The organism is Novosphingobium sp. KA1 (genome assembly GCF_017309955.1).
Lineage (GTDB): Bacteria > Pseudomonadota > Alphaproteobacteria > Sphingomonadales > Sphingomonadaceae > Novosphingobium.
On record NZ_CP021249.1, the window covers coordinates 234,428 to 254,797 of the forward strand.

Consider the following 20,370-nt stretch of genomic DNA (forward strand, 5'->3'; position numbering starts at 1 on the left):
ACCTAGGATGCACCATGTTTGTTCTTGGGATCGCCTGCTCACATGCCCCAACGCTGCTGCTTCCCACCGACATGTGGGAGGAGACATATCGGGCGATGGCGGGTGATGTTCCGCAGCCGAACGCTGCAAGCTCCGAAGACAAGCGGACCTTGGAGGATACCAGGCTGCGCCTCGATTCAGGGATCGAGAAAATGAAGCAGATGCTGACTCGGTCGAGACCGGATGCAATAGTCATTATCGGTGACGATCAGCGCGAGGTGTTCCCATCATGGCTGAATCCGGCATTGGCGGTATTCTGTGGCGAGGAAATAAGCGGACACACGCTCCATAATTACCGGAATAGACCGGGCATCAACCAGAAGATCAACCTGGCCGGCTCCCCCAAGTTGGGCCGGGACATCGTTTCGGGCCTGATCGAGCGCGGGTTCGATCCCTTGGCCCTAGCCAAATTTGGGCTGTCGGGCGAGGAATACGAAATCGGGCACGCATTCGCGCGCCCAGCCCATTTTCTCGGACTGGCCGAATTGGGTGTCCCAGTCGTGCCCCTGTTTCTGAACATGTATTACGACCCGCTTCCCAGCGGCCAGCGCTGCTACGATATGGGTGCTGCCTTGCGCGAAATCATCGACGACCAGTCGCAGCGGATCGCGGTAGTCGCATCCGGCGGGTTGTCGCACGATCCGCTAGGTCAGCGGGCGGGCTGGATAGATCAGCGTCTGGACCGGTGGGTGCTCGATCGGGTCGCCAGCGGCGATGGTCATGCGTTGACCTCGTTGTACACATTCGAATCCGATACCCTCGTTGGAGGCACCGGCGAAATCCGGTCATGGATTGCCATGGCAGGAGCCGTCGGCGCGTTGCCCGCCGAAGTCATTGATTACGTCCCGCTGCATCACGCGGTGACGGGACTCGGGTTTGCTGTGTGGGCGCCACATGAACCTTCCTACAATTGAAACTTTCAAATTCTGGAGTGCACTATGTCAACGAATCAAGCATCGAAGCCGGCCGGCTCGCAGGCAAGGGCGCGACAGGACCGCATGGTGGAACGCGCCTTGCGCGAATGGGGCGGGCAGGTCGATGGGAAGGTGGCCGTCGTCACAGGGGGCGCTCGCGGTCTTGGAGAGGTCATGGGCCGTGCCTTGTCGCGGGTGGGGGCAAAGGTGGTCGCCATCGACAAGAGCTGGGCCGGGGCAGACGCGTTGCGTCAGTCGTTGGAGGCGGGCGGCGGGCTCGCCGTCCAGGCTGACATCACAAGCGATGCAAGCCTGGACGCGGCCTATGGGCAGGTCATGGAAAAGTACGGCACCGTCGACATCCTGATCAACAACGCCGCCTTGGTCTCGGAGACGCTGTTTCCGCCGACGGGGCATCGCGACACTCTCGATACGACGGATGAGGACTGGGAGGCGATGTTCCGCGTGAACGTCTTCGGAACGGTCAAAGTGACCCGCCGCTTCGTCGTGCCGATGCGCGAAAAGCGACAGGGCAGTATCATCAACGTCGTAAGCAGCGGTGTCTTGGCGGTCGCCAACGGCGGGGCCTACTTCGGAGCCCGGCCTTGGACCGCCGAAATGCCCTACCAGGCCACGAAGGCCGCGGTCACCGTATTCGGGTTCTATCTTGGAGAGGAACTGCAGAAGGAAGGCATTGCGGTGAATTCCATCATGCCTGGTCATACACGCACTTCATGGTTTGATACCACGGCAAGAGCCTTCAACGAAGGCGGGATAGTCTATTTCAATCGTCCCGTTGTGTCCGAGCACCTGCTTCCGCTCACCCTGTTTCTTTCGACGCAAAGCGCCGAAGGCGCGACAGGGCGACTCTATTTCGCGCCGGAATGGAACTACGATTACGGTTACGGAGATTACGCCGCATGGCAGGACCAGGAATTGCCCGGCGACATGGAAGCGATGTACGGCGGCCTCGAGGCCGCGACGCCGCCCTTCGGCAGATCGGGTGTATCGCAGCTTTCCTTCGATGCCCAGAGCGCGCTGTTCGTGGCAGGGCTGGGGGGCTTGAAAAAGCACGATGGTTAGGCCGGTCAATAGACTGGGGCCATACCCGGGAACTTCGCTTCGCTGCGCAGCGCCCGGACCCTTCGATTGCCGGCTCTGTCATGGTCGGCGCCACGGGGGCGCTTGGATGAAAGGAAGAAGCTCATGCCGATAGCTAAATTCGAAAATGTCGTACCTTCGATGTCTTTTCTGGAGCAGCAAGAGATCGACGCGAATGGTCCTGTGGTCCTGCTGAATACATTCACGGTCCCACTCGAACAAGTTGATGCAATGCTCGAAAATTGGCGCGAGGATGCCCTGATCATGAAGCGGCAGCCGGGGTTTATTTCGGCGCAGCTTCATTGTGGCGTCGGTGCTCCCAATGTTATTGTCAACTATGCCGTGTTTGAGTCCATGGATGCCTACCGCGCGGCGTTCAGGAACCCCGAATTCCAGGCCACAATCGCCAAGAGCCCGGAAGGCGCTGTAATGAGCCCTGTGTTGCTGCAAAAGCTGGCGGTTGAAGGGGTTTGCGTCGTTTAGGAATTGTCAGAAAGGGCCGGTAATTGGGTTCTATACCTTGTTGCGGCGGCAAGTTGAGAATGGGGAGGAGGATAGTATGAAGCGAATTTCGGCATTGATGGTGGGAGTCGCGCTGGCTGGGCTTTGTGGTTCGGCTTCGGCGTTTGCGCAGGATGCTGCGGGCCAGCGGGGGGCGGAGGCTTCGGGTGACGAGGATGGCGGCGACATCGTCGTCACGGCACGCAAGCGCAGCGAACTGCTTCAGAATGTTCCGATTGCGGTATCGGCGATCACCGAGGAGACGGCGGCACGCAGCGGCGTGACGGGGATCGAGGCGGTGACGTTTTCGACGCCGAACCTGCAGTTCAACCGCGAGATTTCGCAGGGCGCGACCCCGTTCCTGCGCGGGGTGGGTTCTCCCCAGGCCTCGGCCGGCGGCGAGTCGCCGGTGGCGGTCTATATCGACGATGTCTATATCGGTTCGCCCAACGGCAACATGTTTGAGTTCAACAATATTGCCTCGGTCCAGGTGCTCAAGGGGCCGCAGGGCACGCTGTTCGGGCGCAATGCCACAGGCGGCGTGATCCAGGTGCAAACCAAGGCGCCTTCGTTCGATCCGGCCATGGAGATCAGGGCCGGCTACGGCAATTACGACACCTATTCGGGCGCTGTCTATGCGACGGCGGGCCTCGGCGAAAATGTCGCGTTCAACATCGCAGCCTCGGGCAGCAAGCAGAATGATGGTTGGGGCCGTTCGCTGATAACGGGCCGCGAGATCCATAAGGGCTGGGACTGGAACGTTCGCGGCAAGCTGCTGTTCCAGGCCGGCGAGAACACTGAGCTGACGCTCAGCGGTGACTACGGCAAGCAGAGTTCGGACATCGGTTCGAACGCCACCGTTTATCCTGGCTCGGTTGCTTTGTCCGGTCCTACTTTCCAGGGCCGCAACACGCAGACGGCGGGACTCGATTTCGCCGACGTGAAGCAAGGCGGTGTCAGCCTCAAGATCGACCACGAAGCGTCCTTCGCCGATCTGGTGAGCATCACGGCGTACCGCTACACCAAGGTTGCGTTCGATCTCGACCAGGATCTCGGTATGGCGCCGCTGGTCCAGGTGGGTACCGTGGTCACGCCGACTAAGACCTTCACCCAGGAACTGCAGATCGTCTCGAAGCCCGACAGCCCGATCAAGTGGATTGTCGGCCTCTACTACCTGCACACCAAGACGGGTTACGATCCGAGCCGTTCCTCCGGTGTGTTCATCGTCGGTCCCTATGCCGGCGTGGGCGTTACCAATTCCGTCTCGCTTTTCGACACGCAGAAGCTGAACTCCTACTCGGCGTTCGGCGAGGCGACCGTGCCGGTCCTTTCGGATACCAACCTGACGGTTGGCCTGCGCTACACCCGCGACGTCTACGATCTGCAGGTTGATGGCCGCGTCGGTGACGACACGTTCACGATCCCGGACGCGCGCGGCGCGCCGTTCGCAAAGCACGACGTGTTCCCGAAGCTGACCTATCGGGCGATTCTGGATCACAAGTTCACCCCCGACATCATGGCCTACGCCTCCTACAGCCGGGGTTTCCGCAGCGGCGGCTATCAGCTCGCCTTCCCCGGTACCTCGGTGGCGCCGGCTGCGGTGGTCAAGCCCGAAGTGCTGGATGCCTTCGAAGTCGGCCTCAAGACCCAGTTCTTCAATGGGGCGCTTACGCTCAATGGCGCGGCATTCTATTATGACTACAAGAACATGGCGATCAGCTTCGTCCAGCCCGGCGGCAACCTCATCGAGAACGCGGCCGCCGCCCGGATCAAGGGCCTGGACATCGACTTCATCGCGAACCCGGTCAAGGGGCTGCGGATCAGTGGCGGCATCGGCATCCTCGATGGGGAATACACCGACTTCCCCAATGGCCCGATCCTGCTTCCGCTCACCACGCCGACGCCCGCCAATTGCTTTGCGCCACCGCCGCAGCAAGTCGCGGGCGGCAACCTGGTCTGCTCGGGCAATCTGAGCGGCAAGACGACGATCAGGACACCTAAGTTCACCCTGACGCTGGCTCCCAGCTACACGTTCGAGACGGGGATAGGTTCGTTCACGATCGGGGCCAACTACTACCACAACTCGGGCTTCTTCTGGGAGGTGAGCAACCGCACCTCGCAGGCGGCCTACGATGTCATCAACGGCTCGCTCTCCTGGAAATCGCCGAGCGATTCCTTCGAGATCCGCCTGTGGGGCAAGAACCTGACCGACAAGTACTACGCGGTCTATTCCAGCCCCACCCAGCTCAACGACTTGCTCGCCCCCGCAGCACCCCGGACCTATGGCGTAACCGCTACCGTCAGGTTCTGAGCAAGGAAAAATCAGGCTGGCATCGATTGTAAATGCAGTGGCCAGGTGAAAGAGGTCAACTGGTCACTGCCATTTGGACGCGAGCAAACCAAAGTGGCCCGCTCGGTTCCGCAACGCCAATTGGCTATATGCGACCTATCTTGCGTTTCTGATATGGCGTACAAATAGCTCGGCTGGCGGTGCGAGTGCCCGGCGCGCCGACCAATACATCCAGATGGGTGTCATGATGGGGCCGCGTTCGTCGCATAGTACTGGCCAGGTCGAATCGGCGTTGCTCTGGATGATGTCGTCTCCCACAATGCCCACTCCCAAGCCGGCGCGTGCCATCGACACAGTTGTCGAGATGTTGACGGATTCGTGGACGATATCCAATCCGAGCCCGAGTTCACGCAGCGTCGGCTCCAGAAGCCGCCGCGAAAGACTAAGCGGACCACCGGTGACGACGGGAACATTGGCGAGATCGGACACCAATATTTTCTTCCGGTGACGCCAGGGGTGATCGTCTGAAGTAACCACGATGATTCGTGCTTCGCCAAGTTGCTTGCCGACAAGGTTGGGATCAGCCTGAACGAGCGACGTGAGAAAATCGACCTCGCCAAGCACCAGCGCTTCCGTGCGCGGCAACTCGGAAAGTTCGTGGAGCGCGACGTGGACTTGGGGGTGTTCGCGGCGAAATCCGCCTATCAGCGGCATCAGAAACTTGGGTATATGGGGATAGGCACATGCGATCGTGACCAATCCAGCCCGGCCGACCGAAAGTTCGCGGCCCATCACGAGAAATTTCTCGGCCCGCGAAAGCAGCTGCTCGGCCTGCGGGAGCAGTAAGGAGCCGGAACTGGTAAGCCGCACTCGCCGCCCGAACCGTTCGAACAGTGCAACGCCGAGATTTTCCTCGAGCGCTTTCGTTTGCCGCCAGAGCGAAGGTTGGGCAACGTCAAGCTCGGACGCCGCCCGGGTGAACGAGCCGAATTGCGCGACGGCAACGAAGTAGCGGAGTTGCTGCAGATCCATTTATATTCCGAGAGCATTGTTTTCATTCAATCAATGCTATGGACGAATTATCTGGCGCCGCATAGACAGAATCTCGTTTGACCGTTCACAAGCGGTCAACGAGCGTGGATGGTCGACATGAGTAAGAGTTTAGATCTAAATTTCAATCAGTTGGGATTGCGTGGCCTGTTCTACGGTGGAGGTTGGCACAAACCTGTGGCGGTCGGATATGCGCCGACGCTGTCTCCCGGTTCCGGCCGGAGTATCTGTGACGTCGCTCAAGCGACGGCGCCTGATGTGGACGCTGCAGTTGCCGCGGCACGATCCGCTTTTCCGGCGTGGCAGGCGGTTTTGCCGCTCGAACGGGCAAGAATACTGCGGTCAATAGCGGACGTCATTCGGCGGCATTCGCGAGAACTGGTCGAAATCGACGCGGAAAATTGTGGCAACCCGGTATCCGAATTAATGGGGGATGCCGCGACGGCGATTGCCATGCTCGAGTTCTTTGCCGGTCTCGTTACCGAGATGAAGGGACAATCGATTCCGTCTGGTCCAAACGCGGTTAATTTTAGCCTGCGTCAACCCATGGGCGTAGTCGCACGGATTCTGGCCTTCAATCATCCCTTCATGTTCTGCGCGGCGAAAATTGCCGCGCCGCTGGCAGCCGGGAACACGGTGATTGTGAAGCCGCCGGAACAGGCCCCGCTGTCCGCGCTGCGTCTGGCCGAACTTCTCGAGGACGTTTTGCCACCGGGCGTTTTCAATGTTCTCCCAGGGGGGAGCGAAGCGGGGTCGGCTCTTGCCGAACACCCGCATGTCGCAAAAGTGTCGGTGATTGGCAGCGTAGCCGCAGGACGCAATGTCATGCGGGCGGCAAGCGAGACGATAAAGCCAGTCCTGTTGGAACTGGGTGGAAAGAACGCGTTGATCGCGTTCCCGGACGCCGATCCGGAAGCGGTCGCCGATGCGATGGTCCAGGGGATGAATTTTGGCTGGTGCGGGCAATCGTGCGGATCGACCAGCCGAGCCTACGTCCAGGAAGCGATCTACGAGACCGTATTGGGGCTGCTGCCAGACCGGATCGGGCGCTACAAGCCAGGTGTGCCTACCGATCCCGGCACGACCATGGGGGCACTGATCAGCGAGAATCACCTGGACCGCGTTCTCGACTACATCGCTTCCGCGAAGGCGGAAGGAGCCCGTCTGCTGACCGGCGGCGGGCGTCCATCGGACCCGGTCCTGTCCGGCGGCTACTACCTCGAACCGACGGTCTTCTGCGACGTCACCTCCTCGATGCGGATCGCACGGGAGGAAATATTCGGCCCGGTCCTCTCGGTACTCAAATGGACCGATGAGCAAGAAATGCTGGCGCAGGTCAACGCGCTGGACTTCGGTCTGACCTGTTCGATCTGGAGTCGCGATATCGATGCCGCTTGCCGAACCGCCTTGGCGGTGGAAGCCGGCTTCGTCTGGATCAACGAGGTTTCGAAGCATTACCTCGGTGCGCCGTATGGCGGGGTGAAACAATCGGGTATCGGCAGGGAAGAATGCCTCGACGAACTCATCAGCTTCACGCAGGAAAAGAACATTCACATACGCATTTCGCCTGCATCGTAATCAGGCGCGGCAACAAACGTATTTGTGAATAGATCATTTTCGGGAAAATAATTTCATGTCGGTAGAAAAACCCACTCCCTTCCATTCGAGTGAAGCGCAATTCGGCTCCGACGTCATTGCGGAAACGCTGCGTGATGCAGGCATCCCCTATATCGCTCTCAATCCGGGAGCCAGTTTTCGCGGGCTGCATGACAGTCTGGTAAATTACCTTGGCAACGAGCGGCCGAGCATGCTGCTTTGCCTCCATGAGGAGCACGCGGTTGCCATTGCCCATGGCTATGCAAAGGTTACGGGCCGCACGATGGCGGCAGCCGTGCATTCGAACGTAGGCCTGTTTCATGCGACGATGGCAATGTTCAACGCCTGGTGCGATCGCATGCCCGTGGTGGTCGTCGGTGCGACCGGTCCGGTCGACGCGGCCAAACGGCGTCCGTGGATAGACTGGATTCACACCGCCCGGGACCAGGGCGCGATCGTGCGCCCATACGTTAAATGGGACGATCAGCCTGCATCCGTTGCGGCTGCGCGGGAGTCGGTCGTTCGAGCAATCCAGGTGGCGCAGACTTATCCGCAGGGGCCGGTCTATGTGAATTTCGATTCCGAGGTACAGGAAACGCGGCTTGGAGAGGCTCTACCTTCCCTGAACCTCGCGCGAATGATGCCTTCGGTTGCGAACGGCCCTTGTATGGAGGCTGTCAGCAAGGCCGTTGCGGCCCTCGAAGGAGCTGAGCGCCCTGTGGTGATGATCGGCCGGGTCTCGCGCGATGCGTCCGCCTGGAAAGATCGCATCGCTCTTGCCGAGGCGCTGGGCGCTAAAGTCGTCACGGATCTGAAGGTCGCCGCAGCCTTTCCGACCGAGCACCCATTGCACGTCGGCACGCCCGCCTACTTCGCCGATGCCGAAACGATGGCTGCATTGAGGGACGCGGACGTTATCCTGAGCCTGGACTGGGTGGATCTCGCCGGCACGATGAAGATGAGTATCGGCGACGCGGAATATCCGACCGTGATCCATGCTTCGCTCGATCATGTCCTGCACAACGGTTGGAGCATGGATCATCAGGCACTGCCACTGGTCGATGTGGCGTTCGCCTGTAGCCCGGATTCCGCTGTCGCCTCCATCCTCAAAAAGCTCAAGAAGACGAGTTCGGCCTCCCATGCTATGGAAGCCGCGCCGATCCCCGACGTGGAATTGTCCGGACCGATTTCGGTGGACGGGCTGGGTATCGCCCTGCGGCACGCATCCCAGGGACATCCCGTATCGCTTCTCCATGTCCCACTTTCCTGGAATGCGGCGATCTGGCCGCTGCGCGGTCCATACGATTTCCTCGGTTCCGATGGGGGCGGTGGTATCGGGGGCGGGCCGGGCATTGCGGTCGGTTCGGCTCTGGCCCTGCGCGATTGCCTGCCCGAGATGCTGCCGATCGCCATTTGCGGCGACGGCGATTTCATCATGGGGGCCACCGCGATCTGGACTGCCGTGCACTATCGCGTGCCGCTGCTGGTCGTGGTCGCCAACAACCAGTCGTTCTATAACGATGAACTGCACCAGGAGAGAGTCGCACGCATCCGCGGGCGCCCGGTGGAGAACAAGTGGATCGGCCAGCGAATGATCGATCCGGAAATCAACATCGGCGAACTGGCGAGCGCTCAAGGTGCAGTGGCATTCGGCCCGGTTCACGACGGAGCGGAGCTTAACGATGTCTTCCGCAGGGCCATCGCCGAGGTCAGGTCCGGCCGCGTGGCGGTCGTCGATGTGCGGGTGCGCCCCGGATACAATCCGAACATGGCATCGGCCCTCACGCGGGACGGGAAATAGCGCCTGCTTTTCCGAAGCCCCGGCGCACCCGCCCAAATCACGCCACGCATACTCTGCTCGTTCGTGCTGAGGAAGGCCGAGAGTGGAGGTCGAGGGCCTGTCTCGAAGCCCCGGGCGTGGCGCGAGGCCCTTCGACACGGTGTTTCAGCCTTCAACTTCAACACCTACTCAGGGCAGACGAAGCAGCTGGACACCTCGAAGAACCGTCTGATTTCGGCATGATGGCGACGTGAAGGCGCGCGAGTGGATGGTGAGCCCCGGTTTCGGGGGCTGATCCGCTGATTTCCGTGTCGGAACCGACTGCAGGGGCTGGCTTTTGCGTCATGCGGGCGCAGGACGCCCCTCAAGCCAGGCAAGACGCTGGAAGTTATAGGCCAGGTTCGCCATTCCGATCTTGATGCGGGCTCGCGCGATGCCCTTGGCGAGGAATGCTTCGTTCTTCTTCGACCGGTAGGCCGTATCGGCCCAGATCCCCGAGCCGGTGTTGTCCTTGCTGACCACGTCAGGCAGCCGGGCACCGTCATGGGCATTGGCGGCACTGGCATGGCCATGGGTGCGGTCGATGCCTATATGGTTCTTGTAGCCGAACATCGGGATGGCGAGGTCGACCGGCTTCGCCGCCTTGGAAGCGGCGCCCTCCTTCACTTGGCCTTGGTGTACTTGACGCGTAAGCGGTAAAAATCCCCCACGTAGTGGTGGAGCGGCCGTGGCGGGTTTGACCCTGTAATTTCGGCGATCAAGCGGCGGTGGCGATGTTGCTCATTTCGAACATGGTTTGTCCGGCGTGTGTATCGATCCAGTTGTATGGGAGCAGGTCGTCGATTGGATCGGTGTCGGATCGGGTGATGATCCGGGAGAGCGCATCGGAGAGATAAGCGTAGGGCTCGATGTCCAGCATCTTGCAGGTTTCGACCAGTGAGGCGATCGCCGCCCAGTTTTCGGCGCCGAGCTGGTGACCGGCGAACAACGCATTTTTTCTCTGGAGAGTCACCGGCCTGATGGCCCGTTCGGCGGAGTTGTTGTCGAGTTCGATCCGGCCGTCGTAGAGGAAGCGGGTGAAGCCACCCCAGCGCTTCAGTGCATATTTCATTGCATCGCTCGTCGCCGAGCCGGCCATGATGCGGGGACTGGTGGCGACGAACCAGGCGTGGAGCTTGTCGACCAGCGGACGGCTTCGCTCCTGTCGGACAGCGAGGCGCTCCTCGGCCGGATACCCTCGGACTTCCTTCTCGATGGAGTAGATTCTGGCGATGCGCTGCAATGCATCCTGCGCTATCGGAGCATCGCTGCCCGCATCCATAAACTTGCGGCGCAGATGGGCCCAGCAGTAGGATTTCTCGACGCCAGCATTGGCGCTGACGTCCTTGCCGAACTGGTCGTAGGCTTGCCAGGCATCGACCTGCAGGATGCCCTGGTAGGTTCCGAGCAACTGTTTGGCCCACATCTTTCCGCGACCCGGCAGGTAGGTGTAGAGCGCCAGCGGCGGATCGGCACCGCCATGGGCCCGGTCGTCACAGACGATGACCCACATGTAGCCGGTTTTGGTCTTGCCGGTTCCCGGCGCCAGCACCTTGACGGTGGTTTCGTCGACGAACAGCCGTGATCGGACAAGCGCATCCACGCGCATCCGGTTGACGATCGGCATCAGCGCCGCGATGCCCCGGCCGACCCAGTTGGCCAGCGTGGCGCGGCTGATCTCGATGCCCTGCCGCGCGAAGATCTTCGACTGACGGTAAAGCGGAAGGTGATCGCAGTATTTGTTGATGAGCACATTCGCGATCAGTGCCTCGGTGGGCAAGCCGCCGGGCACCACATGTGCCGGTGCCGACGCCTGGTGTACGCCGTCGGTGCAGCAGCGGCAGGCATAGCGCGGCCGGATCGTCACCATGACGCGGTGTTGCGCCGGGATGATGTCGAGCCGCTCGCAGCGGTCCTCCCCGATTCTGTGCAGCGCGCCGCCGCAGGCGCATTCCAGGTTGTCGGGCTCGATCACCACCTCGAAGCGCGGCAGATGCGCCGGCAGCGATGCCCGCTCCGCGCCGGCAGGCCGCCGCTTGCGAGGCCTGAGGCCATAACGCTCGGTTTCCTCATCCGTCTTGTCCTGCAGGCCCTGGGCTTCGCCAAGGGCGACTGCCTGGTCTTCCAGCGCCAGGGCGAGCTGATCGGCGGACAGCTTTTCAGAGCGCTTGCCGAAGGTCGTGCGGTTGATCAGCTTGAGGATATGCTCGAGCCGCGCCGTGCGGGCGCGCTCGGCCAGCAGCATCGCCTTGAGCTGCTCGACGTCGTCGGGAAGCTCGTCGTATCCGGCCTCTGCGCCAGGTCCGACAGGGGGTTCAGGATGCGCCGCCACGCCCGTATCCTAACGGATTTTGCGCCGCCAGAAACGGCCTTGCGCCAAGCGGATTCAGGCATGCGACCTACTGCGCATGTAACGGTTTGGGCACTCGCGGAACATGCACGCGCGACCAGTCCAACCCTTCGATCAGCGCCGAGGCTTGCGCCGCCGACAGCTTCATCACCCCGTCTCCCGGGCGTGGCCAACGGAACTTTCCATCGTGCAGGCGCTTCGTCACCAGCACCAGCCCGGTTCCGTCCCAGACCAGGAGCTTTATCCGGTCCGCCCTGCGCGCCCGGAAGATAAACAGCATGCCAGAGAAAGGATCGAGTCTGAGCTCGCGCTCGACCAGCGAGGCGAGGCCCACCATTCCTTTCCTGAAGTCTACGGGCTGCGTCGCAACCAGCACCTTTAAGGGGCCAGGCGGGATGATCACGCGCTCACCTGCACGGCCAGCAGCACCCGCTCGATATGATCGGCGCTCACGTCGTCGGGCACGCGGATCACCAAGCCGCCGGTCTCGATGACGATCTGTCCGCTCACCGATTGCGGCGGCGGGCCGGGCAATGCGCCAGCATTCTCCCTCTCGACCATCGCCGGAACGAAACTCATGGCCTCCGCCCGTTCCCGCAATCCTCGACGCCATGTGTACAGCTGCTGCGGAAACAGCCCGTGTCGGCGCGCCACCGCCGACACATTCGCTCCAGGCTCCAGGCTCTCCGCAATAATCCGCGCCCGGGCCTCCGGTGTCCACCGGCGCTTGCCACCGGCGGTTTCGATCACATCAAGCCGTTCCGCACGGCCCGGCACGCTCGTTTCGACACTCGTTTCGAAATCAGTTTCATCACTCACCGGTCACCTCGCCGTCCATCGCGGCGAAACTACCAAACTCGGACAATCTGAAAATGTGGGGGAGGTTTACCGCTTACGATCAGATTACCGATGGACTAAATAAACTGCACGTCGCGATGCGGCGATCGGGAGTGAGCGATAAACTCGCCGTCATGGCCCGTTGCTCTATCGTGGGGCACATCATAGCAAAGTCGCCGTATGGGGATCGATCGCAGCCGCTGCGCGGCGTAGATACGTTCTTCAATAATGAACCTCTAGAAGGCGGTGAGATGTTTGGAATTTTTGGCCAAAAACCGAAGGACGGACCTCCCAACAGCGTTGGTGAGGCCAAGAAGCTTATAGAACGTCTCGGCCAATCTCGTGGTGGCGAAATCATCAGAGCCGGGGCGCTGGCTGGAAATGTGTTCTGCCAGATATTCTTGTCCCAAGCCGGGCTTTCTATTCCGAAGGAACGGAGAAATGACAAACTCCAGCATGACTTGGTGATGTTTACCGAAATGGCGGCCAAGTCCGGTGACGCGGGGTCTCAGTTTAACCTGGGTAAACTGTATATGGACAAGATTGATGCCAGCGCTGAATATCTCGATCAAGACGATATAGATAATATAAAACAAGCGAAGTATTGGTACGGAATGGCTTCAAGGCAAGGCCTGCCTGAGGCTATCAGATCTCTGAAAAACCTAGAAGTATTTGACTTTTGAAAACTTAAAGGGGTGATTTAATGGGTGCTGTAGCGGGAGGGCTAATTGTTATATACGTAATTGGTAAAATTACGGAATGGGCGGCATGGAAGCGAATTTTTGAGAGTTACAGATTAATGGTATGGGTGAGCTCCATAGCTGCTTTTGCAATAATCTTTGCTCTATGGTTTTCACAACGGAATAAGGTCTACGCCTTTAATCCTGCAATGTTCATCGACTATGCAATCGCAGGTATCGTCTTGCCTATTATTAGAACTATCTGGCGGAATCGTAGGGAAGCGAAGGCAAACCGTTCGGAGCGCTGAAATTGGCAAAGATCGGCTATCGAGATAAAATTCGAGAGATCGTCGCCTATCGTGGCATCGAGTACCTTTGCCATTTCACGCCAGCGCCCAATTTGCCCAACATCATAGCGCATGGTTTGCTATGTCGAGCTCACCTATCAACGGCCGGAATGCCCGCATACACCAGCATTGACCATCGCCTAGATGGTGAAGACCAAGCCATCTCTGTTTCGATCTCCGCAATCAACCATAGAATGTTTGAAGCTAAGCGAGCAGCGTCGGGTCGAACTGACTGGATCGTCCTGTTTCTCTGCCCCAGCATCCTTTGGACGCATGAATGCCGTTTCTACGCTCGCAATGCTGCACGGCGTGAAATGCTCGATCACCGGGGCTTTCTGGGCGGTCCCTGGGCATTCAATAGGATGTTCTCGGAGTCATCTCATCCAAACGGGTTCACCGGATATTCTTATCGCGTGGATACCGGCATTGCCGATGCTCTTACGACTTACTCCGATGCGGAAATTCAGGTGCTCGAGCCGATTTCTCCCGAATATGTGATAGGAGCATGGGCCAATAATATGCCCCTCGCCGAAATTGCGCAGAGCTGTCTAAACCGACTAAGTGGCTCTGAGCGTGACGTTCAGGTGAGCAGCCCCCACCGGGTGGTCCGGGCTGATAGTTAGTGCATTGTTGTCTCGGCCGCCATTGCCGGTCGGAGGTGGAGCGGAGCGGAACCGGAGACCGGCAATGGCGGTGTCGCCGCTTCCGGCGCCGGCGGGCGGTAGCCGAGGCTGCTGTGCGGCCGGACGGTGTTGTAGGTGTCAACCGGCGCGCAAAACTGACCCCCTATCGGCGCCCAATATTGACCCCACCTTTCGGCAGCGCGGCGGTTATCCCGGTAGTCGATAGGAGGGGCCCACGGACGACGACGCGCACCGTCAGGTGTGCTGGCGGCGGCGTCCGTGGGAGGTCCCTGTTGACCCACCGGGTTAACCGCCGGGGATGGGGGTCCGGGGGAAGGGGTTTTGGGCTCAGTTTCGGTTTTTGAACCGCCAGCTGTCGTTGCCTGTCTCGATGATGTCGCAATGGTGGGTGATGCGATCAAGGAGCGCGGTGGTCATCTTGGCGTCGTGGAAGACGCTCGGCCATTCGCCAAAGGCGAGATTGGTCGTGATGATCACCGAGGTCTTTTCGTAGAGCTTGCTGATCAGGTGGAAGAGCATCTGGCCGCCGGAACGGGCGAACGGGAGATAGCCCAGTTCATCGAGCACAACGAGATCAAGCCGTGAGAGTTGAGCGGCAAGGCTTCCGGCTTTGCCCAGTCGTGCTTCTTCCTCAAGCCGGTTCACCAGATCAACCGTATTGAAGTATCGGCCTCTGGTGCCGGCGCGTACCACTGCGGCAGTGATGGCGAGCGCCAGGTGGGTCTTGCCCGTGCCCGTTCCACCTACCAGCACGATATTGCGCCGTTCCGGCAGGAAGGAGCCGGCGTGCAGGGAGCGGATCAGCCCTTCGTTGATCGGCGTTCCGTCGAACATGAACCCATCCAGGTCCTTGATTGCCGGAAGCTTCGCCGCGGTCATCCGGTAGCGGATCGACGCTGCCTCCCGATGTGCAGTCTCGGCACGCAGCAGGTCGGCCAGCATCTCCATGATCGTTCTGTCGCGGCGGATGCCATTGGTGACGGCATCATCGAAGGCAGTGACCATGCCCTTGAGCCCCAGCCCCTTGAGGGCTGCCACAATCTCATGCCGCTGCATTGAGGCCTCGCACCGTGTCGTAGCGGGCGCAGTCTGCAATCGGCGGATGCTTGAGCTTCAGGTTGACGACGACGTCCATGGTCTGGGCATCGCGAGGCTCACGCCGGCGGGACAGGATGTTGAGGATGACCTCGTCGCTGACCGTTCCTGCGCTGAGGGCCTCGGCGACTGCGGCTTCAACAACCTCGAGGCCGTCGTCGGGAATGGCGGCCAGGACGCGGACGAAGCGGCGATCCGCATCATCGCCCTTGCCCAGCTTGCGCCGCAGTTGGGCCAGTGCAGGTGGGAGAGCCCAGTCCTGGAAGGGGGCGCCATTGCGCAACGCACCGGGCTTGCGGGCGAGGATGGGCAGGTAATGCCACGGATCGAAGATCGTCTGGTTCCGACCGAAGACCCGTTCGTGTTCGGCAACGACAGCGCCGTCGCAGCGGATCACGATGCGCGTTGCGTAGGCGCGCACCTGCACAGCTTGATGGGCCGCCTTTGCCATCACCGAATACCGATTGCGATCGAAGCTCACGAGGCACGTCGAACTGGCTACGTGTTCGCTCTCGAAGAACCCGTCGAAGGGGACCGGTAGCGGTTGCAGCATGGGAAGCTCCGCCTCCAGCGCCTGCGCGATCGTCATATCTGCCTGGTCAGGATGCTGGTTGCGTTCCGCCCAGCGACGGCACTCGGCCTCCAGCCAGATGTTCAGCTCCTCGAGGCTGGCAAAGCGCAGGCGCGGCTTGAACAGGCGCTCCCTGCTAGTCTGAACCTGGTTCTCGACCTGCCCCTTCTCCCACCCTGCGGCAGGACTGCAGGCCACCGGCTCGACGCGATAGTGGTCCGTCATGATCAGGAACCGCCGGTTGAACAGGCGTTCCTTGCCGGTGAACACCGTCGTCACAGCCGTCTTCATATTGTCGTAGATGCCGCGCGTCGGAACCCCGCCGAAGAACGCAAAGGCGCGGGAATGTGCGTCGAACACCATCTCCTGCGTCTCGCGAGGATATGCACGGACGAATGGTGCCCGTGACCAGCATAATCGCATATGAGCGACCTTCACCCGCATCGGCTTGCCCGCGATCTCGACATCCTCGTGGCTCCAGTCGAACTGGTAAGCCTCGCCTGGCCTGTACATCAATGGGATGAACACCTTCCCCATATCGCCGGCGTCGGCGCGACGCTCACGCTTCCAGCGCGCGGCATAGCGCCGCACAGCGTCATAGGAGCCGCCGAACCCTTCGCGCTGAAGCAGATCATGGATCCTCGTCATACGAAGCCGGTCACGCCGGGGCAGCCCTTCATTCTGCTCGAGCAATTCTTCAAGACGAGCACTGAAAGGTCCGGTCCGCGGCCGGTGCTGTTCCTTACGCTCGTAACTGGCGTCCGCGTCCGGTGCCCGGACCGCCTTGCGCACCGTGTTGCGCGATAGCCGCAAATCCCGCGCTATCGCCTTGATAGGCTTCCCGTCCCGGTGCTCCCGACGGATCCTCGCAATCGTCTCCACAACCAACATCCCTGTACCCGCCGTCCGGAACCCAAACGGCGGCGCTTCTCATGATGAGATGAAGGGGGTCAATTTTAGACGCCGATCACCCCGCTAAGGGGGTCAATTTTGCACGCCGCTCCACATTGTAGTGGCGCCGCCAGGCCTCGATCAGCACCTTGGCCTCGGCGAGGCTGTAGAAGATCTCGCCGTTGAGGAGCTCGTCGCGCAGCGAGCCGTTGAAGCTCTCGTTGTAAACGTTCTCCCATGGCGAGCCCGGCGCGATGTAGAGCGTCTTCACGCCGATCTGGCCGAGCCATTCCTGAACCGCGGTCGCGATGAACTCGCTGCCATTGTCAGACCTGATATGCGCTGGCGGACCTCGCTCGACGAACAGCTCGGCGAGCGCGGCAAGCACGTGCTCGTGTTTAAGCTGACGCGCGACGACCAGTGCCAGGCACTCCCGGCTGGCTTCGTCGATAACGGTGAGGATCCGGAACTTGCGCCCGTCATGGGTGCGTTCCTCGACAAAGTCATAAGCCCAGACGTGCCCCGGATACTCCGGCCGCAGCCGGATGCACGAGCCGTCGTTGAGCCAGAGCCGGCCCCGCTTCGGCTGCCGCTGGGGCACCTTCAACCCTTCGCGCCGCCAGATCCGCTCGACGCGTTTATGGTTCACCGACCAGCCGGCGGTGTGCAGCAGCGCCGTCATACGGCGGTACCCATAACGTCCATATTGTTTGGCCAAAGCGACGATATCCTCGGTGAGCGCCTCTTCGTCATCTGCCCCGCACGGGACCTTGCGCTGCGTCGACCGGTGCTGGCCGAGCACACGGCATACCCGCCGCTCGGATACGTCCAGCACGTCTCGGACCTGATCGATGCAGCGCCGGCGTCGTGCGGGGCTCAGAAGTTTCCCTTTGCCGCCTCCTGAAGGATGAGCTTGTTGAGAACGGCGGAGCAATATTCGGCCACGCTAGCGGCGGGATAGTCCTGCTGCGGGCGGCGTAAAAGTCGTCCACCTTGAAGCCTTTCTGCCAAGTCAGGGAGGTGTGGGGATCTACAGCGTGGAACTTTATCTTCAGGTCCGTTTGGCTTGCGCGGATGGCATGAGCCAGCGGGCGGCGGCGAAGCGTTTCAATGTGTCGCGCGATACGGTGCGCAAGATGCTGTCGTTTTCATCGCCGCCGGGTTACCGGCGTCAGTCTGCACCGCAGCGCCCGAAGCTGGACGGGTTTGTGGGGATCATCGATGGATGGCTTGAGGGGGATCGCGGTGTCCCGCGCAAGCAGCGCCATACGGCGAAGCGGGTATTCGACCGTTTGCGCACCGAGCATGGTTTCACCGGCGGCTATACGATCATCAAGGATTACATCCGGGAGCGCGAGCAGCGCAGCCGGGAGATGTTCGTGCCGCTGGCGCACCCGGCGGGAGATGCACAGGCCGATTTCGGGGAAGCTCTGGTGGAGATCGGCGGGGTGGAGCAAAAAGCCTACTTCTTCGCGCTCGATCTGCCGCACAGTGATGCCTGCTATGTGCGAGCCTATCCGGCGGCGGTGGCGGAGGCCTGGGTGGACGGACATGTCCATGCCTTCGCGTTCTTCGGCGCGGTGCCGCGCTCGATCGTCTATGACAACGATCGCTGCCTTGTGGCGAAAATCCTGCCAGACGGCACGCGCAAGCGTGCCACGCTGTTCAGCGCTTTCCTGTCGCATTACGTGATCCGCGACCGCTATGCCCGCCCGGGCAAGGGGAACGAGAAAGGCAATGTGGAAGGGCTGGTAGGTTACTGCCGCCGCAATTTCATGGTGCCGATCCCGAAGTTCCCGACCTGGGAGGCCTTCAACCTGTGGCTGGAGGAGCAATGCCGCAAGCGCCAGCAGGACAAGGTGCGCGGGGAGAGCGAGACGATCGGTGAGCGCTTGCAGCGCGATCTGGCGGCCATGCAGCCTCTGCCCGCTACACCCTTCGAGGCCTGCGATCAGACGAGCGGGCGGGTCTCCTCGCAATCTCTGGTGCGCTACAAGACCAACGATTATTCGGTTCCGGTAGTCTGGGGCCATCAGGAGGTCTGGATCAGGGCCTATGTCGATGAAGTGGTGATCGGATGCCGCAGCGAAGTTATCGCCCGTCATCCTCGTTGCTATGCCCGCGAGGAGGTTATCTTCGCCCCGCTCCACTATCTCCCGCTGGTCGAGCAGAAGATCAACGCATTCGACCAGGCCGCCCCTTTGCAGGGCTGGGATTTGCCCGAAGCGTTCGGGACGCTGCAGCGGTTGATGGAAGGGCGCATGCACAAACATGGCAGGCGCGAATATGTGCAGGTGCTGCGCCTGCTGGAAACGTTCACCCTCGCCGATCTCCAGGCGGCGGTGGAACAGGCCATCGCCCTTGGCGCCATCGGCTTCGATGCCGTCAAGCACCTCGTCCTGTGCCGGGTCGAACGCGTACCGCCCAGACTGGACCTGGACATCTATCCCTTCCTGCCTCGCACCACGGTCGAGAAGACCGTTGCCAGAGCCTATCTGAGCCTGCTCTGCGACAGGCAGGAGGCCGCATGAGCGATCAGGCACCGGAGATTCTTCTCGCTCACCATCTCAAGGCCCTCAAGCTGCCTACGTGCCTGCGAGAGCATCACAAGCTCGCCCGGCAATGTGCCGCTGAAGGCGTCGATCATATCCGCTTCCTCGCCCGTCTCGTCGAGATGGAGATGATCGACAGGGAGCGTCGTATGGTCGAGCGGCGCATCAAGGCCGCGCGCTTCCCCGCCGTCAAAAGCCTCGATAGCTTCGACTTCGCCGTCATCCCCAGGCTCAACAAGATGCAGGTGCTCGAGATGGCGCGCTGCGAGTGGATCGAGCGGCGTGAGAACGCCATCGCTCTGGGGCCATCGGGCACCGGGAAGACGCACGTAGCTTTGGGGCTCGGACTGGCAGCATGCCAGAAAGGACTGTCGGTGGGCTTCACCACTGCGGCGGCGCTGGTCAGCGAGATGATGGAGGCGCGCGACGAGCGGCGTCTCCTGCGCTTCCAGAAGCAGATGGCCGGATACAAGCTGCTCATCATTGACGAACTGGGCTTCGTACCGCTCTCCAAGACCGGTGCCGAACTGTTGTTCGAGCTGATCTCCCAGCGCTATGAGCGCGGCTCCACCTTGATCACCAGCAACCTGCCCTTCGACGAATGGACCGAAACCTTCGGATCCGAGCGCCTCACAGGCGCGCTCCTCGATCGTCTGACCCATCACGTCAGCATCCTCGAGATGAACGGCGAAAGCTATCGCCTCGCTCACAGCCGGGCCCGAAAGGCCAAAACCAGACCCTGAAAATCAAGCCAATGCCGGGGGGAGTGGCCTTCGGGCTACGCCCTCACGCCACTCCCCCCGGCATGTAACACCGTGGCCTGGTTTTACGCCGCCGCATGGCCGACTTTTGCTCCGCCGTTGACAAGAGCAGGCGCAGCGCCTCGCGGACCGGTCCGCGCCCGAGCCCCAGCAGCCGCGCCAGCTCCGGCTCGACGAGCCTCTGGCCAGGCCCGAACCGCGAGTCGCGGATCGCCGCGCTGATCGCGCTGGCTGCCCTCTCGGCGGCCGCGCGCCCCTCGGGCGGCTGCTCCTTGCTCTCCATATCGGGTATGTTCTCGCTCCGGGCCGAAATGATCCGGTTGACATTGCTT

At 61.1% G+C, this 20,370-nt stretch carries 18 protein-coding genes and 3 pseudogenes; 11 read left to right on the top strand and 10 right to left on the bottom strand.

What is annotated here, in order from left to right:
* Window positions 1–14 precede the first annotated feature (14 nt).
* From CA833_RS26720 to CA833_RS26735, 4 genes are all read left to right on the top strand, one after another.
* The gene (locus CA833_RS26720) at window positions 15–953 is read left to right on the top strand and encodes a hypothetical protein (protein WP_176705065.1); all 939 of its coding nucleotides are present in this window, start codon (window positions 15–17) and stop codon (window positions 951–953) included.
* Between the two features lie 24 nt (window positions 954–977).
* Window positions 978–2,036, top strand: coding sequence for an SDR family NAD(P)-dependent oxidoreductase (locus CA833_RS26725; protein ID WP_011608141.1), 1,059 nt, complete (start codon window positions 978–980; stop codon window positions 2,034–2,036).
* A gap of 102 nt (window positions 2,037–2,138) precedes the next feature.
* Window positions 2,139–2,537, top strand: coding sequence for an antibiotic biosynthesis monooxygenase (locus CA833_RS26730; protein WP_242526635.1), 399 nt, complete (start codon window positions 2,139–2,141; stop codon window positions 2,535–2,537).
* A gap of 76 nt (window positions 2,538–2,613) precedes the next feature.
* Complete coding sequence (locus CA833_RS26735) at window positions 2,614–4,866, top strand: TonB-dependent receptor (RefSeq protein WP_176705066.1); 2,253 nt, start codon at window positions 2,614–2,616, stop codon at window positions 4,864–4,866.
* Between the two features lie 135 nt (window positions 4,867–5,001).
* Here the strand turns inward: CA833_RS26735 and CA833_RS26740 are convergent, their stop codons facing one another.
* Window positions 5,002–5,877, bottom strand: coding sequence for a LysR family transcriptional regulator (locus CA833_RS26740; RefSeq protein ID WP_011608144.1), 876 nt, complete (start codon window positions 5,875–5,877; stop codon window positions 5,002–5,004).
* 108 nt (window positions 5,878–5,985) lie between these two features.
* Between CA833_RS26740 and CA833_RS26745 the strand changes: the two genes are divergently transcribed.
* A complete protein-coding gene (locus tag CA833_RS26745; RefSeq protein ID WP_011608145.1) occupies window positions 5,986–7,473 on the top strand; it encodes an aldehyde dehydrogenase family protein in 1,488 nt (495 codons plus the stop codon).
* A 55-nt stretch (window positions 7,474–7,528) separates the two neighbouring features.
* Window positions 7,529–9,292 (top strand): thiamine pyrophosphate-binding protein, encoded by a 1,764-nt coding sequence (locus CA833_RS26750; RefSeq protein WP_011608146.1) that lies wholly within the window; start codon window positions 7,529–7,531, stop codon window positions 9,290–9,292.
* Between the two features lie 321 nt (window positions 9,293–9,613).
* On the opposite strand, the pseudogene CA833_RS26755 reads toward CA833_RS26750, so the two are convergent.
* From CA833_RS26755 to CA833_RS27140, 4 genes and pseudogenes are all read right to left on the bottom strand, one after another.
* Window positions 9,614–9,966: pseudogene (locus CA833_RS26755) on the bottom strand (IS5/IS1182 family transposase); the annotation flags it as partial.
* Window positions 9,967–10,028: 62 nt separating this feature from the next.
* A complete protein-coding gene (locus CA833_RS26760) occupies window positions 10,029–11,555 on the bottom strand; it encodes an IS66 family transposase (protein ID WP_176705075.1) in 1,527 nt (508 codons plus the stop codon).
* Window positions 11,556–11,709: 154 nt separating this feature from the next.
* A complete protein-coding gene (gene tnpB / locus CA833_RS27135) occupies window positions 11,710–12,063 on the bottom strand; it encodes an IS66 family insertion sequence element accessory protein TnpB (RefSeq protein ID WP_011608149.1) in 354 nt (117 codons plus the stop codon).
* A complete protein-coding gene (locus CA833_RS27140; RefSeq protein ID WP_238828884.1) occupies window positions 12,060–12,479 on the bottom strand; it encodes a transposase in 420 nt (139 codons plus the stop codon). The genes tnpB and CA833_RS27140 overlap by 4 nt, the downstream gene beginning before the upstream one ends.
* Before the next feature lie 131 nt (window positions 12,480–12,610).
* Between CA833_RS27140 and CA833_RS26770 the strand changes: the two genes are divergently transcribed.
* The 3 genes from CA833_RS26770 to CA833_RS26780 are packed head-to-tail and all read left to right on the top strand — an operon-like array spanning window position 12,611 to window position 14,147.
* Window positions 12,611–13,180, top strand: a complete 570-nt coding sequence (locus CA833_RS26770; RefSeq protein WP_207081339.1) for a sel1 repeat family protein — start codon at window positions 12,611–12,613, stop codon at window positions 13,178–13,180.
* A gap of 20 nt (window positions 13,181–13,200) precedes the next feature.
* Window positions 13,201–13,485 carry a hypothetical protein gene (locus CA833_RS26775; RefSeq protein ID WP_176705069.1) on the top strand — a complete coding sequence of 95 codons (285 nt, stop codon included), beginning with the start codon at window positions 13,201–13,203 and terminating at the stop codon, window positions 13,483–13,485.
* Window positions 13,486–13,487: 2 nt separating this feature from the next.
* On the top strand, window positions 13,488–14,147 hold the full coding sequence (locus tag CA833_RS26780; RefSeq protein WP_011608152.1) for a DarT ssDNA thymidine ADP-ribosyltransferase family protein: 660 nt from the start codon (window positions 13,488–13,490) through the stop codon (window positions 14,145–14,147).
* Here CA833_RS26780 and CA833_RS26785 read toward each other — a convergent pair.
* From CA833_RS26785 to CA833_RS26800, 4 genes and pseudogenes are all read right to left on the bottom strand, one after another.
* Window positions 14,144–14,281, bottom strand: a pseudogene (locus CA833_RS26785) (IS3 family transposase); the annotation flags it as partial. The gene CA833_RS26780 and the pseudogene CA833_RS26785 sit on opposite strands and share 4 nt — an antisense overlap.
* Window positions 14,282–14,495: 214 nt before the next feature.
* On the bottom strand, window positions 14,496–15,224 hold the full coding sequence (gene istB, locus CA833_RS26790; protein ID WP_021234579.1) for an IS21-like element ISSsp4 family helper ATPase IstB: 729 nt from the start codon (window positions 15,222–15,224) through the stop codon (window positions 14,496–14,498).
* Window positions 15,211–16,725: an IS21-like element ISSsp4 family transposase gene (istA, locus tag CA833_RS26795; RefSeq protein WP_011608154.1), complete on the bottom strand. Its 1,515-nt coding sequence runs from the start codon at window positions 16,723–16,725 to the stop codon at window positions 15,211–15,213. The genes istB (CA833_RS26790) and istA (CA833_RS26795) overlap by 14 nt, the downstream gene beginning before the upstream one ends.
* Before the next feature lie 106 nt (window positions 16,726–16,831).
* Window positions 16,832–17,646: pseudogene (locus CA833_RS26800) on the bottom strand (IS3 family transposase); the annotation flags it as partial.
* A 158-nt stretch (window positions 17,647–17,804) separates the two neighbouring features.
* Here CA833_RS26800 and istA (CA833_RS26805) point away from each other — a divergent pair.
* Together istA (CA833_RS26805) and istB (CA833_RS26810) are read left to right on the top strand one after the other, a co-directional pair.
* Window positions 17,805–19,256 carry an IS21-like element ISSsp5 family transposase gene (gene istA / locus CA833_RS26805; RefSeq protein ID WP_219852818.1) on the top strand — a complete coding sequence of 484 codons (1,452 nt, stop codon included), beginning with the start codon at window positions 17,805–17,807 and terminating at the stop codon, window positions 19,254–19,256.
* Window positions 19,253–20,020, top strand: coding sequence for an IS21-like element ISSsp5 family helper ATPase IstB (gene istB, locus CA833_RS26810; protein ID WP_007011060.1), 768 nt, complete (start codon window positions 19,253–19,255; stop codon window positions 20,018–20,020). The genes istA (CA833_RS26805) and istB (CA833_RS26810) overlap by 4 nt, the downstream gene beginning before the upstream one ends.
* Window positions 20,021–20,063: 43 nt before the next feature.
* On the opposite strand, the gene CA833_RS27375 is transcribed toward istB (CA833_RS26810), so the two are convergent.
* Entirely contained in the window at window positions 20,064–20,321 is a 258-nt protein-coding gene (locus tag CA833_RS27375; protein WP_011608157.1) for a GntR family transcriptional regulator, read from the bottom strand.
* Window positions 20,322–20,370: the final 49 nt, after the last annotated feature.

What these genes read in the sequence shown, in the direction of transcription:
- istB (WP_007011060.1), top strand. Translation starts at nt 19,253, where the DNA reads ATGAGCGATCAGGCACCGGAGATTCTTCTCGCTCACCATCTCAAGGCC.
- CA833_RS26725 (WP_011608141.1), top strand. Translation starts at nt 978, where the DNA reads ATGTCAACGAATCAAGCATCGAAGCCGGCCGGCTCGCAGGCAAGGGCG.
- CA833_RS26775 (WP_176705069.1), top strand. Translation starts at nt 13,201, where the DNA reads ATGGGTGCTGTAGCGGGAGGGCTAATTGTTATATACGTAATTGGTAAA.
- CA833_RS26745 (WP_011608145.1), top strand. Translation starts at nt 5,986, where the DNA reads ATGGTCGACATGAGTAAGAGTTTAGATCTAAATTTCAATCAGTTGGGA.
- CA833_RS26740 (WP_011608144.1), bottom strand. Translation starts at nt 5,877, where the DNA reads ATGGATCTGCAGCAACTCCGCTACTTCGTTGCCGTCGCGCAATTCGGC.
- istA (WP_219852818.1), top strand. Translation starts at nt 17,805, where the DNA reads ATGAGCCAGCGGGCGGCGGCGAAGCGTTTCAATGTGTCGCGCGATACG.
- CA833_RS26735 (WP_176705066.1), top strand. Translation starts at nt 2,614, where the DNA reads ATGAAGCGAATTTCGGCATTGATGGTGGGAGTCGCGCTGGCTGGGCTT.
- istB (WP_021234579.1), bottom strand. Translation starts at nt 15,224, where the DNA reads ATGCAGCGGCATGAGATTGTGGCAGCCCTCAAGGGGCTGGGGCTCAAG.
- CA833_RS26750 (WP_011608146.1), top strand. Translation starts at nt 7,529, where the DNA reads ATGTCGGTAGAAAAACCCACTCCCTTCCATTCGAGTGAAGCGCAATTC.
- istA (WP_011608154.1), bottom strand. Translation starts at nt 16,725, where the DNA reads ATGTTGGTTGTGGAGACGATTGCGAGGATCCGTCGGGAGCACCGGGAC.
- CA833_RS27375 (WP_011608157.1), bottom strand. Translation starts at nt 20,321, where the DNA reads ATGGAGAGCAAGGAGCAGCCGCCCGAGGGGCGCGCGGCCGCCGAGAGG.
- CA833_RS26720 (WP_176705065.1), top strand. Translation starts at nt 15, where the DNA reads ATGTTTGTTCTTGGGATCGCCTGCTCACATGCCCCAACGCTGCTGCTT.
- CA833_RS26760 (WP_176705075.1), bottom strand. Translation starts at nt 11,555, where the DNA reads ATGCTGCTGGCCGAGCGCGCCCGCACGGCGCGGCTCGAGCATATCCTC.